General features: G+C 69.8%; 14 protein-coding genes. 11 read left to right on the top strand and 3 right to left on the bottom strand.

What is annotated here, in order from left to right:
- The first annotated feature begins 12 nt into the window (after window positions 1-12).
- From TFU_RS05450 to TFU_RS05480, 7 genes are all read left to right on the top strand, one after another.
- Window positions 13-531, top strand: a complete 519-nt coding sequence (locus TFU_RS05450) for a shikimate kinase (RefSeq protein ID WP_011291538.1) — start codon at window positions 13-15, stop codon at window positions 529-531.
- Window positions 532-740: 209 nt separating this feature from the next.
- Window positions 741-1,847, top strand: coding sequence for a 3-dehydroquinate synthase (aroB, locus tag TFU_RS05455; RefSeq protein ID WP_011291539.1), 1,107 nt, complete (start codon window positions 741-743; stop codon window positions 1,845-1,847).
- A 153-nt stretch (window positions 1,848-2,000) separates the two neighbouring features.
- Window positions 2,001-2,564 carry an elongation factor P gene (gene efp, locus TFU_RS05460; protein WP_011291540.1) on the top strand — a complete coding sequence of 188 codons (564 nt, stop codon included), beginning with the start codon at window positions 2,001-2,003 and terminating at the stop codon, window positions 2,562-2,564.
- Window positions 2,564-2,992 (top strand): transcription antitermination factor NusB, encoded by a 429-nt coding sequence (gene nusB, locus TFU_RS05465; RefSeq protein WP_011291541.1) that lies wholly within the window; start codon window positions 2,564-2,566, stop codon window positions 2,990-2,992. Before efp ends, nusB begins: the two co-directional genes overlap by 1 nt.
- Before the next feature lie 40 nt (window positions 2,993-3,032).
- Complete coding sequence (locus tag TFU_RS05470; RefSeq protein WP_011291542.1) at window positions 3,033-3,791, top strand: methyltransferase domain-containing protein; 759 nt, start codon at window positions 3,033-3,035, stop codon at window positions 3,789-3,791.
- A gap of 71 nt (window positions 3,792-3,862) precedes the next feature.
- Window positions 3,863-5,137 carry a DNA polymerase IV gene (locus tag TFU_RS05475; protein WP_011291543.1) on the top strand — a complete coding sequence of 425 codons (1,275 nt, stop codon included), beginning with the start codon at window positions 3,863-3,865 and terminating at the stop codon, window positions 5,135-5,137.
- A 268-nt stretch (window positions 5,138-5,405) separates the two neighbouring features.
- Window positions 5,406-5,783 carry a DUF3040 domain-containing protein gene (locus tag TFU_RS05480; RefSeq protein WP_011291544.1) on the top strand — a complete coding sequence of 126 codons (378 nt, stop codon included), beginning with the start codon at window positions 5,406-5,408 and terminating at the stop codon, window positions 5,781-5,783.
- Window positions 5,784-5,822: 39 nt separating this feature from the next.
- Here the strand turns inward: TFU_RS05480 and TFU_RS05485 are convergent, their stop codons facing one another.
- The 3 genes from TFU_RS05485 to TFU_RS05495 are packed head-to-tail and all read right to left on the bottom strand — an operon-like array spanning window position 5,823 to window position 10,419.
- A complete protein-coding gene (locus tag TFU_RS05485) occupies window positions 5,823-8,189 on the bottom strand; it encodes a transglutaminase TgpA family protein (RefSeq protein WP_011291545.1) in 2,367 nt (788 codons plus the stop codon).
- Window positions 8,186-9,406, bottom strand: a complete 1,221-nt coding sequence (locus TFU_RS05490) for a DUF58 domain-containing protein (protein WP_041427850.1) — start codon at window positions 9,404-9,406, stop codon at window positions 8,186-8,188. The genes TFU_RS05485 and TFU_RS05490 overlap by 4 nt, the downstream gene beginning before the upstream one ends.
- 26 nt (window positions 9,407-9,432) lie before the next feature.
- Entirely contained in the window at window positions 9,433-10,419 is a 987-nt protein-coding gene (locus TFU_RS05495; RefSeq protein ID WP_011291547.1) for an AAA family ATPase, read from the bottom strand.
- A 298-nt stretch (window positions 10,420-10,717) separates the two neighbouring features.
- On the opposite strand from TFU_RS05495, the gene mraZ reads away from it, so the two are divergent.
- From mraZ to TFU_RS05515, 4 genes are all read left to right on the top strand, one after another.
- Window positions 10,718-11,149, top strand: coding sequence for a division/cell wall cluster transcriptional repressor MraZ (mraZ, locus tag TFU_RS05500; RefSeq protein WP_011291548.1), 432 nt, complete (start codon window positions 10,718-10,720; stop codon window positions 11,147-11,149).
- A gap of 254 nt (window positions 11,150-11,403) precedes the next feature.
- Complete coding sequence (gene rsmH / locus TFU_RS05505) at window positions 11,404-12,396, top strand: 16S rRNA (cytosine(1402)-N(4))-methyltransferase RsmH (RefSeq protein WP_011291549.1); 993 nt, start codon at window positions 11,404-11,406, stop codon at window positions 12,394-12,396.
- 74 nt (window positions 12,397-12,470) lie between these two features.
- Window positions 12,471-12,890 (top strand): hypothetical protein, encoded by a 420-nt coding sequence (locus TFU_RS05510; protein ID WP_011291550.1) that lies wholly within the window; start codon window positions 12,471-12,473, stop codon window positions 12,888-12,890.
- Between the two features lie 62 nt (window positions 12,891-12,952).
- Window positions 12,953-14,914, top strand: a complete 1,962-nt coding sequence (locus TFU_RS05515; RefSeq protein WP_011291551.1) for a peptidoglycan D,D-transpeptidase FtsI family protein — start codon at window positions 12,953-12,955, stop codon at window positions 14,912-14,914.
- Window positions 14,915-15,047 lie beyond the last annotated feature (133 nt).

Consider the following 15,047-nt stretch of genomic DNA (forward strand, 5'->3'; position numbering starts at 1 on the left):
AAGGAGTTCCCGATGAGCAGCCGACCCCTCGCGGTCCTGATTGGCTCCCCCGGTGCGGGCAAGACCACCGTGGGCCGGGCCCTCGCCGAGCGACTCGGTGTCGACCTGCTCGACACCGACGCCGAGATCGAACGGCGCGCCGGTAAAACCGTCAGCGACATCTTCGTCGAGGACGGTGAAGAAGCGTTCCGGGCCTTGGAACGGGAGGTCGTCGCAGAAGCCCTGGCCAGCCACCCCGGGGTCGTGGCCCTCGGCGGCGGGGCGATCCTCAACGAGCAGACCCGCGCCGACCTCGCCGGCCACCGCGTCGTCTACCTCGAAGTGGAGTTCGCCGACGCGGCCAAGCGAGTGGGCTTGGACACGGCGCGCCCACTCCTCCTCGGCAACCCGCGCGCCCGCCTCAAAGCTCTGCTCCGCGAACGGCTGCCCATCTACCAGAGCCTCGCCACGCTCACCGTCTCCACGAGCGAGCACACCCCTGAAGAGGCCGCCGAACTGATCGCGAAAGAACTGCCCGCCGCCGGCGACTGAAACGTCCGCCATCGCGGCACCCGACGGGCCCTGCGGAAACCGGGGAACGCCATCCCCCACGCCCGGGGCCCGTCCCCAACCGACAGAAATTGAGCCCACCCCGCAACCGGCACGGGCGGCACACAGCGCTGCGGTGAACGCATGCCCGCCCGCGCTCCCGGTTGCCCGGGGGAGAACACCCAAGGCGTACAGCAGCGAGTGGAGCAGCCATGACGGTCACCCGCATCGGAGTCGGGGGCACCTCCACGCCCTACGACGTAGTCGTGGGCAACGGCATCCTGGGAGAACTGCCCGCCCTCGTGGGGGAGCGCGCCCAGCGGGTCGCAGTCATCCACCCCGACACCCTGGAGGAGAAGGCCCGGCCCGTGTGCGAGATCCTGCGCACCGCCGGATACGACGTCTTCCCGCTCCCCGTCCCGGACGGGGAGGCCGCCAAAGACGTCTCCGTGGCCGCAGACCTGTGGGCTCGGCTCGGCCAGGCTGCCTTCACCCGCACCGACGTGATCGTGGGCGTGGGCGGCGGGGCCACCACCGACCTGGCCGGATTCGTTGCAGCCACCTGGCTGCGGGGGGTGCGCGCCATCCTCGTGCCCACCACCCTCCTCGGCATGGTCGACGCCGCGGTCGGCGGGAAGACCGGGATCAACACCGCTGAAGGGAAGAACCTCGTCGGCGCGTTCCACCCGCCCGCCGGAGTCGTGTGCGACCTCGACACCCTGCCGTCCCTGCCGCGGGAGGACTACATCGGCGGCCTCGCCGAGGTCATCAAAGCCGGGTTCATCGCCGACCCGGTCATCCTGGACCTGGTCGAAGCCGACCCGGAGGCCGCCACCCGGCCCGACGGCGCACACACGCGGGAACTCATCGAACGGGCCATCGCGGTCAAAGCCGAGGTGGTCTCCGCTGACCTGCGCGAAAGCGGACGCCGCGAGATCCTCAACTACGGGCACACGCTCGGCCACGCCATTGAACGCGCCGAGAACTACACGTTCCGGCACGGCTACGCGATCTCCATCGGCATGGTCTTTGCCGCCGAACTGGCCCGCCTGGACGGCCGGATCGATGCGGCGCTCGTGGCCCGGCACCGCCGTATCCTGGAATCGGTGGGACTTCCGGTGCGCTACCGCGCCGACGCCTGGCCCGCCCTGCGGGACACGATCCGGGTGGACAAGAAGACCCGCGGCGCAACCCTGCGCTTCGTCGTCCTCGACGACGTGGCCGCACCCGCGATCCTGGCCGGTCCCTCCGATGCCCTGCTGGCCCAGGCCTACCAGGCGGTGAGTGGCGTCGCGCCGGACGCGCCCGACACCGACTAGACTCACCCATGAGCGGTTCCGGCAGCTCATCACAATCGCCCGCATTCGACCGGGCAGGCCGGATAGCGAATCCCTTGTCGGGGAGCCGCGCACCCCAAGAGCGCGGCCGCGAACCACGAAACTGTGCCCTACTGGCTGAGAGAGACGACTGAAGTGGCGACGACGAACGACCTGAAGAACGGCATGACCCTCCGGCTCGACGATGGTGAGCTGTGGAACGTCGTTGAATTCCAGCACGTCAAGCCGGGTAAGGGCGGCGCTTTCGTGCGCACCAAGCTGAAGAACGTCACCACCGGCAAGATCGTGGACAAGACCTTCAACGCCGGGGTGAAGGTCGAGGTCGCCACCGTCGACAAGAGGGAGATGCAGTACCTCTACTCGGACGGCGACTCCTACATCTTCATGGACACCGAGACCTACGACCAGATCTACGTTCCCCGCGAGGTGGTCGGCGACAACGCCAACTACCTGCTGGAGAGCGCCATTGTGACGGTCGCCGTCAACGAGGGCACGCCGCTCTACATCGAGCTTCCGGCCTCCGTGGAGCTGACGATCGCCGAGACCGAGCCCGGTCTGCAAGGCGACCGCTCCACCGGCGGCACCAAGCCCGCCACGCTGGAGACCGGGGCCGTCATCCAGGTGCCGCTGTTCGTCACCACTGGAGACAAGGTCAAGGTCGACACTCGGACTGGCGAATACTTGGGTCGCGTCAACTGATGGGTGGGTCACGGCGCCGTGGGTCACGGCACAAGGCCCGAGTGCGTGCGGTAGAGATCCTCTACGAGGCCGAAGTCCGCGGGGTACCGGTCTCCGAGGTCATCGAGCGCCGCCGGGCGCAGACCGAACCGCCGATCAACGAATTCACCGAGCAGCTCGCCACCAGAGTGGACGAGCACCGCGCGCGGATCGATGAACTCCTGGAGACCTACGCCATCGGCTGGACACTGGACCGCATGCCGGTGGTGGACCGCAACATCCTGCGGATCGGCGTCTACGAACTGCTGTGGGCCGATGACATTCCCGACGGGGTAGCGATCGCGGAGGCAGTGGCGATGGCGAAGGAGCTGTCCACTGACGAATCGCCGGTCTTCGTCAACGGTCTGCTCTCCCGTCTGATGGAAAAGAAGCCATCACTGTCGCTGTAGCGTCGCCCCACCGAGCGGGGCGGGAGGGAAAGGACTCAACGTGGACTCCTCCAAGGTCAGCTCCGGGCGCGCCTCCAGCGCCGCACGCACCGCAGTGGTTTGGGAGGCGTTGACCGCCGAGCTGGCACGCCTGGCAGAGGAGTTCGTCGAGCCGTTGAACATCGTCGATGCGGGCGGCGGCACCGGGGGTGCCGCCGTGCCCCTCGCGAGACTCGGCCACCGGGTCACGGTCGTCGACTCCAGCCCGGACTCCCTGGCAGCGTTGGAACGCCGCGCTGCCGAAGCCGGGGTGCGGGTGAACGCGGTCCAAGGGGACGCGGAAGGCCTGCGGGAACTGCTGCCTGAAGCGTCCGCGCACCTGGTCTTGGTGCACAACGTCGTCGAGCACGTGGACGATCCGCTAACCGCGCTGCGCGACGTCGTCTCCATCACCCAGCCTCGGGGAGCAGTCAGCGTGCTCGCGACGAACGCGGTCGCCGCGGTCCTGCACCGGGCGCTGGCCGGGCACCTCGCCGATGCGCTGGCCCTCCTGCAGTCGAACGAAGGCCGGTGGGGGCCGAGCGACCCCATGCCGCGCCGCTACACCGCGGAGCAGCTCACCGCACTCGTCCGCGAGGCCGGTCTGGAAGTGCACGAACTACGCGGGGTGCGGATCCTCGGCGACCTCCTGCCCGGCCGCGTGTTCGAAGACCCGCAGACCCCCGACACCCTGCTGGCCGTAGAGAAGGCAGCCTCCGCCCACGCGGAACTGTCGCGAATCGCCACCCAGTTGCATGTGATGGCGCGGCGTCCCGCCTAGCCCCCGCTTCGGCGCACTACCCCTGCTCCGCGGCCCCGGCACCACTACCATGCTGGACAGGAGGGCGTGGGATGAGTCGTCGACAGTTGGAACGCGGCGAACCGATGCGCGGGGTCATGACCGACCGCGGCATTGTCCCGTACGAGGGTCACCCCGTCAACGACGCCGACTGCACCATCCTGCACATCGACATGGACGCCTTCTTCGCGAGCGTGGAGGAGCTGCGCCACCCCGACGTCGTCAGGCGTCCCGTGCTCGTCGGCGGCACCGGGCCGCGCGGGGTCGTCGCCTCCGCCAACTACCAGGCTCGCCGCTACGGCATCCACTCTGCGATGCCGATGTCCCGTGCCCTGCGGCTCTGCCCGCACGCGGTGGTCTTCCCGCCCGACCACGAGACGTACCGGCGCGTCTCCGCCGGCGTGATGGACCTGCTGCGTTCGATCACCCCGCAGGTGGAGCAGCTCTCGGTGGACGAAGCGTTCCTGGACGTGGCCGGGGCAGACCGCCGACTCGGCGGCGGACCGCTCCACATCGCCCAGCTCATCCGTGCCCGGATGCGCGCAGAACAAGGGTTGACTTGCTCGGTGGGGATCGCCGCCACCAAGTTCGTCGCCAAGCTCGCCTCCACCCGCTGCAAGCCCGACGGGCTGCTGGTGGTCCCCACCCGGCACGTCACCGCGTTCCTGCACCCGCTGCCGGTCGGCGCCCTGTGGGGGGTGGGGGAGCGGACCGAGCAGGCGCTGCGGCGCATGGGGCTGCGCACGGTCGGCGACGTGGCTCGGACCCCGCCTGATACGCTCCGCCACGAACTGGGGCAGGCGCTCGGAAACCAGCTCGCGGAACTCGCGTGGGGATACGATCCCCGGCCGGTCACCCCGGAGACCGCGGACAAGAGCGTGAGCACGGAGGAGACCTTCCCCACCGACATCCACGACCCTGAGCGGATCCGCCGCGAACTGCTGCGCCTGTCCGAGAAAGTCGCCCGGCGGCTCCGCGCCTCCGGACAGGCGGGACGTACCGTGGGGGTCAAACTGCGCCGCGCTGACTTCAGCACAGTTACCCGTTCCCGCACCCTGCCGGAGCCCACCGATGTGGCCCGGCAGATCGCCGCGGTGGCCCGGGAGCTCTATGCTGCCTCCGGACTGGTGGGCGCCCCGCTGCGTCTCGTCGGGGTGCGGGTGGAAGGGCTGGTCAGTGCCGACCGTGTCCACCACCAGTTGGCGCTGGATGAGGAAGGCCCGGGGTGGCGCGCCGTGGAGCGGCTGCAAGACGAAGTGGTGCGCCGTTTCGGAACCGGTGCCCTCCGACCAGCATCACTGGCATTATGTGAGGAAGATGACGTATGACGCGGCAGGTTTTCCCCCCTGCGAGCGTTGTAGAGGGTGAGGCGGTCCGAGAGGCGGACCAGGAATACGATTCCCCGGAGTGACGGGAGGGCGGGCAGGCGAGTGGAAGCCAGTGTGGTCGAAGGTACTGTGGTAGACGGAAGGGGCTCGTGCGCACATCTTTTCTTTTCACCGAGCGCTAAGTCCCCGTATTCTGGGCATATCACTGGCCATCAGATAGTTGTTCAGCACCCGTTGCCCCACCCGGGGACTGCTTTTGGGAGGCGCCGTGCCGCTCTCTGAACACGAGCAGCGCATGCTCGAACAGATCGAGCGGGCGCTGTATGCGGAGGACCCGAAGTTCGCTCACACCGTGCGGCAGACGAACCCGCAGGTCCACTACAAGCGTCGGCTCATCAAGGCGTCGATCGGCTTCGTGGCCGGCATCGGCCTCCTCCTGGGAGGCATGGTCTTCCAGACAGTACCGGTCAGTGTTGCCGGCTTCCTCATCATGTTGGTGTGCGCGCTGTGGGGGCTGTCCGGGTGGCGGCGTGCCGCCGGAAGCAGCTCTTTCACCATCGACAGAGGGTCCAAGCGCCAGCAGCGCCCCGGCATGATGGATCGGTTGGAAGAACGCTGGCGTCGCCGCCAGGAAGGCGAACAGTAAGAACACCCCCGCAGGCGCTGACCAGTCGCCCGTGTGACGTCACGCGTGTGGGTCGCGGCGGGGAGCACGGCCCACACGCCCGGCTGTGCCCGAAACCTCCGGGCTGCGCAGGTGGGGGGCCTGCCACAGCGAGCGGGGGAGGAACAGCGCGCGAATCCGGGACGTGCGGGGAAACGATGCGGCGAGCGCCCGCCGCACAGTACGGCAGTCGTCGGCCAGGTGGGAAGCAGCGGGAGGACGCGGGGCGTAGCGTGCCGTCTCCTCGGCTGTCACGATCCGGTGCAGCGCGTCCCGAGCCTGCGGGGTGACCCGCCCCTGGGAGACCAAGAGGCGTTCCACGGTGCGCGGGCTGTGCGCCGGGTTCCACTCCCAGCCCAGGTCGATCAAGTCGTCGCGCAGTTCTGACCAGGCGGCACGCACGTGTGCGGGCACGTCGGCAGCCCGCCGCCACCGCAGCAGACGCACCAGGCGGCGCAGGAGCGCGGGCAGCACCAGCATCAGGGCTGCTGCTGCCGCAACGATCCCGGCGTTGGTGAGGACGGCATCCGTGCGGGGCGCTCCTGTGCCCGGCGCAGGAGTGGATTCTGCCGCGGAAGGCTCCGCGGGCTCGCGGGTTTCTTCCGGGGCGGACGGCTGCGCAGGAGTGTCCTGCGGTGCGGGAGCAGACGGCGACGCAGGCTCCGAGTCGTGCGGCGACGGCTCGTGGACGGGGGCCCGCTCCGGGACGGTCGCAGCGTACTCGGGGACCGCAGCGTTAGGCTGGCCTTCACCCGGCGTGGGTTCGAAACGCAGCCAGCCGTAGTTCGCGAAGTACAGTTCCGGCCAGGCGTGGGCGTCGCTCTCCCGCACCATCCAATGCCCGGAGCCGATGCGCTCCCCCGAGGTGTACCCGACGGCGACCCGCGCGGGAATCCCCACGTACCGGGCCATGACCGCCATCGCTGACGCGAAATGCTGGCAGTACCCGGTCTTGCTGTCCAGCAGGAAGTAGGCGAGCGGGTCCGCGTTGTCGGGGACCCGGGGCGGGTCCAGGTCGTAGGTGAATTCCCCGCTGGTGAACCACGCTTGCAGCGCGAGCGCCTGGTCGAAGGGGGAGTCCGCGCCCGACGTGATCTCCTCGATCAGCTGGGTGACCTCCTGCGACAGCGGTGGAAGGTCCACGTACCGCTGGTCGACCCGGAACGCGGTGGCGGCGGGGGCCGCGCGCAGCGCGTCCTCGTCCGGCACGGACGAGATGCTGGTGACCCGGTAGGTGAGCCCGGCGGCGTCGTCGTTGGGGGAGAACACCATGAGCGTCTCAGGGTCCACATACCATTCGCCGTTCACCTGCACGTCCCGGCTGGGGTAGGGCAGCGGCAGGAAGTCCATACCCCGCGCCTCGGTGGAGATCGTGATGTCGGTGACCACCGATTCCGCATCCGAGCCGGTGGAGAACCCTGGCGGGTGCGGGATAGTCCCGTTGAGCAGGTCCTTGGTGGAGGCTTCGACCGGGGACATGGTCCAGGTTTCCCCGTTGAACGAGTCGAGCACGTGGGTGCGCAGGTACTCGGGGGCGGGGTCGCTGGTCCGGTACTCCAGGACACGGCGGTTCCCGGTCGAGGTGAGTGTGCCCCGCAGACTCGTCAGCGGGTCCACGGTGCTCACCGTGCGCCCACCCGACCGCAACTGGTTGATCAGGGAGAACACGGAGCCGTTGCTGACGCCGGGCAGGAGCGCGGGCACCAGCAGGGCCAGCACGATGCAGACCGCGGCGGTTCCGGTCACGCCCAGGCCCCACAGCCCTGCCGCGGCAGCGGTCCACGCCCCCGCCTCCCAGGAGACGGTCCGGACCAGCGAGTCCCCGGCGAACAGCAGCAGGAACCCCACCGCGGCCCAGGTGAACGCGGCCCCGTCCACCCCTTCGTGGTGGACGGTCAAGGGTACCGCGATCAGGGACAACAGGGCGGCCGCGGCCACACCGGGCACACGGAGGGTGACCGCGATCCAGTGGGCAGAAATGGTGAGGACGCCCAGCAGCAACGTCACCAGCAGGACGATTCCGTCCGTGGCCGGCACCGGGATGACATGGGTCTGAATGTCCGCGACCCCGGAGAACGCGAGCGCGATGATCTGGTCGACCACGCCCGGTGTGGGGAGGATGCCCAAGGGTGCGGTGTCCCGCAGCACGTGCGCGGTCACGGTGATGGCCAGCGCCACCAGTTGCACGAGAGGGGTGACCACTGCGGGGACGCGGATCCACTGGGTGACCGCGCCCGCGGCTGCCACGGTGACCGCTGCGCTCGCCGGCCGCGTCCACCAGTCCGCGTCCGCGAACAGCGGTCCCAAGAGGGGGAGCATGCACAGAGCGGAAGCCGCCGTGGTGAGCGAGAGCAGGGCCGCTAGAAGCGCCTCCTTGACGGGTCTCACCGTGCCTCCCCCGAACTCCGCCACAGGTCAGGCAAGTCGTCGAGCCGATGGGGACACAGCACCCGCCATCCCGCGTCCGCGAGGCGGCCTGCGGCACGGTCACGCTCCTGGTCGGTCCACGCGGCCTGCGGCGCAAGCACCGCGATCCGCGGCCGGGTCCGGTCGGCCGCGCAGGCCGCGAGGGCGGCGACTTCGTCGCTTGTGAGCGCTCCCACCACGGCGACGAGGACGCCGCGGCCCTCGGCCGGGCTGCGCGACAGGCGGGTGATCTCCGCCAGCAGGGACGGCTCCGGCACGGGCTGGGCGAGGGCGAACAGGTCCAGCACGGCGTCGCGGTGGGCGGGGGACGCGGCTGCGGCAGCCACGCCCAGCAGTCTGAGCTGGTGTCCCCGGTCCACGAGGTGGACCGCGATCGACGCGGCCAGGGCCACCGTCTCCTCCAGCGACGACGCGGTGGGGAGGACGGTGTGCGCGGCAGCGCGAAGGTCCACGAGAAGGGTACTGCGATCGCGGTAGGGCTGTTCTTCCCCGCGCACCATGAGGTGGCCGCGCCGCGCTGTGGACCGCCAGTGCACGCGGCGTACATCGTCCCCGGGGCGGTAGGGGCGGGGCATGGTCCCCGCCTCCGGCCCGGTGGGCACCGGGCGGGGCCGCTGGCCGTCCACCAGGGCTGTACCGGGCAGCGGGACGGCAGGCAGGTCCACGGTCCGGGGGAACACCAGCAGCGGCGTCTGCGGGTCGAGGGTCCGAGTGAGCCGGGCACAGCCCAGCGGATCGGTGACCCCCACGACGAGCGGGCCGATCGAGTGGCGGCCGCGCACCTGCGCAGCCAGCAGATAGGACAGGGTCCGCTGCTCCCCGGGACGGAGCAGTCCCAGAGTGAAGCGAGGCGATGCGCCGAGCGCGGGCGGCAGCCGGTCTTCGACGAGGACCGGCCCGGCGGGCAGCGGCCACCGGTTGTCCGAATAGGACAGGGTGACCGTGGCCTGGCACTCCGTCCCCACGGGGAGGCGTGCCGCGGACAGCGTGCGGGTGTGCGTCACACGCCGGGGCGCGCTCACCGCCAGCAGCACCAGGCTGGCGAGCGGGAGCGAGACGACGAGGACGGCGACGCGCAGCAGGTCGCGTTCGGCAAGCAGCAGCGCGCCGACCCCGACCGCTGCCCCCACAGCCACCAAGGTCCACCCGCGCGGGGTGAGAGCACGCAGTACGTCCACCGTCCCGGTCGTGTCCTTACCAAGCGTCAACTGTGGGTGGGGATGGGAACTTGGGCCACCAGTTCATTGACCACTTCGGCGGGCGGCCGGTGCAGCGCAGGGTTGGGCAGCAGGCGGTGCGCCAGCACGGGAACGGCGAGCGCCTGGATGTCGTCGGGGAGCACGTAGTCGCGGCCGTCCAAGGCAGCGTAGGCGCGGGCGGCCCGCACCAAGTGCAACGTCGCCCGCGGGGACGCCCCCAGGGACAGGGCCGGCGTGGTCCGCGTGGCGGTGACCAGGTCCAGAGCGTAGCGCTTGATGGCGGGGGCGACGTAGATGCGCCGGATCCGTTCGATCATCGCGTTCACTTCGGCGACCGTGGTCACCGGGGTGAGCTGGTCGAGGGGGGAGTGCGCCGCGTGGGCGTCGATCATGGCGAGTTCCGCGCGCGGGTCGGGGTACCCCATGGAGACGCGCGCCATGAACCGGTCCCGCTGCGCTTCGGGGAGCGGATACGTGCCCTCCACCTCGGTGTCTACGGGGTTCTGGGTGGCGATCACCATGAACGGCCTGGCGAGCCGCCGCGTGACCCCGTCCACACTGACCTGCCCCTCTTCCATGCACTCCAGGAGCGCGGACTGGGTTTTCGGGGAGGCCCGGTTGATCTCGTCGCCCAGCACGATGTTGGCGAACACCGGCCCGGGACGGAACTCGAACTCCCGCCGCTGCTGGTGGTAGACGCTGACCCCCGTGATGTCGCTGGGCAGCAGGTCAGGGGTGAACTGCACCCGGCTCACTGTGCAGTCGACGGCCCGCCCCAACGCCTTGGCCAGCATGGTCTTTCCCACGCCTGGGACGTCTTCGATCAACAAGTGCCCCTCGGCCAGCAGGACGGTCAGCGTGATCCGGATGACCTCAGGTTTTCCGGTGATCACGGTTTCGATCGCCGACCGGACCCGGTGGGCGGGGGCCAGAAGGCCGCTGACGCCTACGGGACTGTCGGCGGGACCGCCCACCCAGGTGTCGAGCGACACGTGTCCCCCTCGTCATGTCGTGACTGTCCAACACGAGGCTAGGGCCAAAGCGGAGGTTTGCAAACAAGAACGGGGCGGGGACACGCCGTGGCGCGGCGCCGGTGTCGGTCGCGCGCGGCCGGGAAACCACCAGGGCTCGCACAGTTCCTCCACCTTCATCCACCCCGTATCACCTGCGGTTTTGTCGTGTTTCTCCGGGTTTAGAGGGCGGTTTGCTGTTGACGGTGGAGGAAAGTGGAGTACAGTGGAGCCAAGTGGAGGAAAGCGTCGTCGCGGTGACTCGGGAGTGAAGAAGACGATGTTTCTCGGCACGCACTCGCCGCGTCTCGATGAGAAGGGACGCATGTTCCTTCCCGCGAAGTACCGCGACGAACTCGCGGGCGGGCTGGTGGTGACCAAGGGGCAAGAACGCTGCCTCTACGTCTTCCCGATCCGGGAGTTCGAACGGATCACCCAAGTCCTCCGCGCAGCCCCCGTCACGGCTAAAGCGGTACGCGATTACAGCCGTGTCTTCTTCGCGAGCGCCTCCAACGAGCTTCCCGACCGGCAAGGTCGGGTCACCATACCGGCCAACCTGCGCGCCTACGCCGGCCTCAACCGGGACTGCGTGGTCATCGGGGCCAACACGCGCCTGGAAATCTGGGACGCCCAGACCTGGGCCGACTACGAGGCCGAGCAGGAGCAGGTCTTTGCGGAACTGGCAGAGGAGGTGTTGCCGGGGGTGCTGTGACCTCACGGGACTGCAGCGCCACCACATCAGCAGCGCCGCGAGCCACACCAGAGGTCACGACCGTCATCTCTGTCGGGTCCAGGCCTCCAGACGCGGCCGACCAGGTCTCACCTGGCGCATCTTCCCCGGCGCCAGGTGGCCAGCAGGGTCCTCGCGACCGCTTCCGGTAGGTGTGTCTGGAGGTCTGGTCGCACCCGGTCCGGGAACGACGGCCAGGCGGGAACGGGGGAGGCGACGACAGGGGGGAGACGTCAGTGACAGGCGACGCGCCGCAGAGCGCACCACAGCACCGCGGCAGCCCCGCCCCAGCGCACGTACCGGTCATGCTGGAGCGGGTGGTGGAACTTCTCGCGCCGGCTCTCCAGCAGCCCGGCGCGATTGCTGTGGACGGCACCCTCGGCCTCGGCGGGCACGCCGAGGCACTGCTCCGTGCCCACCCTGGCCTCCGCCTGGTGGGTGTGGACCGCGACACCACCGCACTGGAACGCGCCCGGCAGCGGCTCGCCCCCTACGCGGACCGCATCGACCTGGTGCACGCCGTCTACTCCGACATCCCCCGCATCCTGGACGAGCTCGGGATCGACCGGGTCCACGGACTCCTGTTCGACCTGGGCGTGTCCTCCCCCCAACTCGACGAAGCCGAACGGGGCTTCGCCTACTCCTATGATGCGCCGCTCGACATGCGTATGGACCGCACCCAGGAGCGCACCGCGGCCGACATCGTCAACACCTATCCCGCAAGCGAACTCACCCGGATCTTCCGCGTCTACGGCGAGGAGCGGTTCGCCGCCCGGATCGCCCAGGCCATCGTGCGGCAGCGCGCCAAAGAACCGGTGCGCACCACCGGGGTGCTCGCGGACCTGGTCCGCTCCGCCATCCCCGCGGCAGCCCGCCGCAGCGGAGGCCACCCCGCGAAACGCGCTTTCCAAGCGCTGCGGATCGAAGTCAACTCCGAACTCTCCATCCTGGAACGCGCCCTTCCCGCGGCACTCTCCCGTCTCGCTGTAGCCGGACGCATCGTGGTGCTGTCCTACCACTCCCTCGAAGACCGCATCACCAAGCGGGTCCTCACCGAGCTGAGCACCGACAGCACCCCGCCCGGACTTCCCGTGCCCCTCCCGGACCGGCAGCCGGAACTGCGCCTCCTCACCCGGGGAGCCGAACTCCCCACCGAACAGGAGACTGCCGCCAACCCCCGCGCAGCGTCGGCCCGGCTGCGGGCCGCGGAGCGGACACGGGAGCCGTGACCACCGGCCCGCCAGGGCCCGCACACGGGCTTCCCACGGGAAGCCACACCCACGATGGCGTCCGGGAGAACACAGTGGAGACCAAGACCGTAGAGCGCACGAAGACTGCACAGAGCACGTCCCGCACGGCCCGGCCGCGGCCGCGCGCCGGACACCCCGCGGCGGCCCGGAGCGGGCCGCGCACCCGCCCGTCCGCGCCCCGCCTGCCGTTCGTGCTCCTTGTCCTCGGCCTGCTCGGCGGGGCGATGATCACCCTGCTGATGCTGCACGCTGTGCTGGCCGAAGACACCTTCGAGATCGCCACCCTGCAACGGGAGAACCGGGAACTCAGCCAGCAGGAGCAGACCCTGCGCGAACAGGTCATGCGGGCAGAATCGCCTGAGGCGATCGCTAAAGCAGCCGAGGAAATGGGGATGTACCCCGGCGAGGAGCCCCAGTTCCTCGACCTCGACAGCGGCCAGATCACCGAAAACCCACGCAGCACCGGCGAGTGATCAGGCACGGACTGGACCGCACCACTGTGGCAGGCCACTGAGCAGGGGGGAACAGTACACCGGTGAGCACACCGCGCGACCGCAGTCCCAAAGATCCGCGCCGGCCGGCAGCGGCAGCACGCAGCCGGCACGGGCACCGACCGCGTTCCGCGCAGCCTGCACGGCGCTCTCCCCGGCCGAGCGCCGAGGCGGCGCGGCGACGCGCTGTGCCGCGCAACCGCACCGGCGCCTCGGCGGGGCGCCGGCCGCACCCCGCCCCGAGCATCCGCTCCCCGCTGCGCCGCCGGTTCCGCCGCGGCGCGATCCAGCCGCGCATCCGGGTCATGGGCGCCATCCTCGGCACCGTGCTGCTCCTTTTCGCGGCCCGGCTGGTGCAGATCCAAGGCTTCAACGCCGACGACTACGCCGAGGCGGCCGCCAACCTGCGTCTCACCACCATCGAAATCCCCACCGTGCGCGGCGATATCACCGACATGGCGGGGCGGCCCTTCGCCATGTCCGTGGAGGTCCGCACCGTCTTCCTCGACCCGGCTGAAGTACGCGACGACCAGCGCGAAGAGATCGTCCAGGAACTGTCCCGCCGCTTCGACCTGCCTCCCGAGGAGATCGTCGCCAAGCTCAACGCCCGCGTCGACGGCCGCCCGTCCCGTTACGAGGTCGTGCAGCGCGGCGTGCCGATCGAAGAATGGAAGGAGATCCGCGAACTCGGCTTCCACGGCGTCTCCGCGGAACGCGACTACAAGCGCGTCTACCCGGAAGAGACCGGCGCCGCCAACCTCGTCGGCTTCGTGGGCCTCGACGGCCACGGCCTGGAAGGACTGGAAGCCGTCCTGGACTCCACACTCGCCGGGGAGGCCGGCCAGCAACAGGTGGAGGTGGGCAGCGACGGCACCCAGATTCCCATGGCGGGCGGCCTCATCCGGGAGCCGGTCCCGGGCCGCACCGTCCGGCTCACCCTCGACCTGGACCTGCAGTGGTACGCCCAGCAGGCGTTGAACAGGCGCGTGGAGGAGCTCGACGCGGAAGCAGGCTCCGTGGTGGTGATGACCCGCGACGGCCAGATCAGAGCGATGGCCAACTACCCCACCTACGATCCGAACAACTTCTCCGCGGTCAGCGCCGAACAGCGCCGCAACGGCGCTGTGGCGGACGCGTTCGAACCGGGCAGCACCGCCAAAGTCATCACCGTGGCCGCGGCCCTCGAAGAAGGACTGGTGACCCCGGACACCGTCTTCACCGTGCCCAGCTCGATCCGCCGCTACGACCAGGTGTTCCGGGACGCCAACCCGCACCCAACCCAGCGGCTCACCGTCAACGGGATCATGGCCACCTCCAGCAACGTGGGGGCCATCCAGATCGGTGAAAAGGTGGGTGCCGAGAAAATGTACGAGTACCTGCGGCGTTTCGGTGTCGGCCAGCCCACCGGGCTGGACCTTCCCGGGGAGAACACGGGCATCCTCACCGCGCCGGAGCACTGGTCCGGCACTGACCTGCCGTCGGTCTCCTTCGGCCACAGCGTGTCGGTCAACGCCGTGCAACTGGCCAGCGTGTACGCCACGATCGCCAACGACGGGGTCCGCGTGGCCCCCACACTCATCGCGGGCATGGAGGACGCCGACGGCGAATTCGAAGCCGCACCCGACCCGGAAAGCGAACGGGTGATCAGCGCGGACACCGCTGCCGACCTCCGGTTGATGCTGGAAGCCGTCACCGAGGAGACGGGCACCGCCCCCCAAGCCCGCGTCGAGGGCTACCGGGTCGGCGGCAAAACCGGCACCGCCAACCGGATCAACCCGGAAACCGGCAAATACCAGGGCGGCGGCTACGTCAGCTCCTTTGTGGGTTTCGCCCCCGCCGACGACCCCGAACTCGTGGTCTCCGTGGTCCTGCACAGCCCGAAAGGCGAGTACTACGGGGGTGAGGCGGCGACCCCGGTCTTCACCGACGTGATGTCGTTCGCGCTCAAAACCGCGCGCATCCCCCCGACCCAGACCGAGCGTCCCCCGCTGCGTCTCATGGAGTGATCCACGCCCGGCCTCCTACGAAACAGGACACACCGGCCGGAGACGCTTGCCACACCACCGCGCGGTACCCGATGCTGTCGGGCATCCGCACGATACGAGGTCAACGGCCCAATCCCGGCTCTACCCGCACGTT

The sequence above is a fragment of the Thermobifida fusca YX genome, from assembly GCF_000012405.1.
Taxonomy (GTDB): Bacteria; Actinomycetota; Actinomycetes; order Streptosporangiales; family Streptosporangiaceae; genus Thermobifida; species Thermobifida fusca.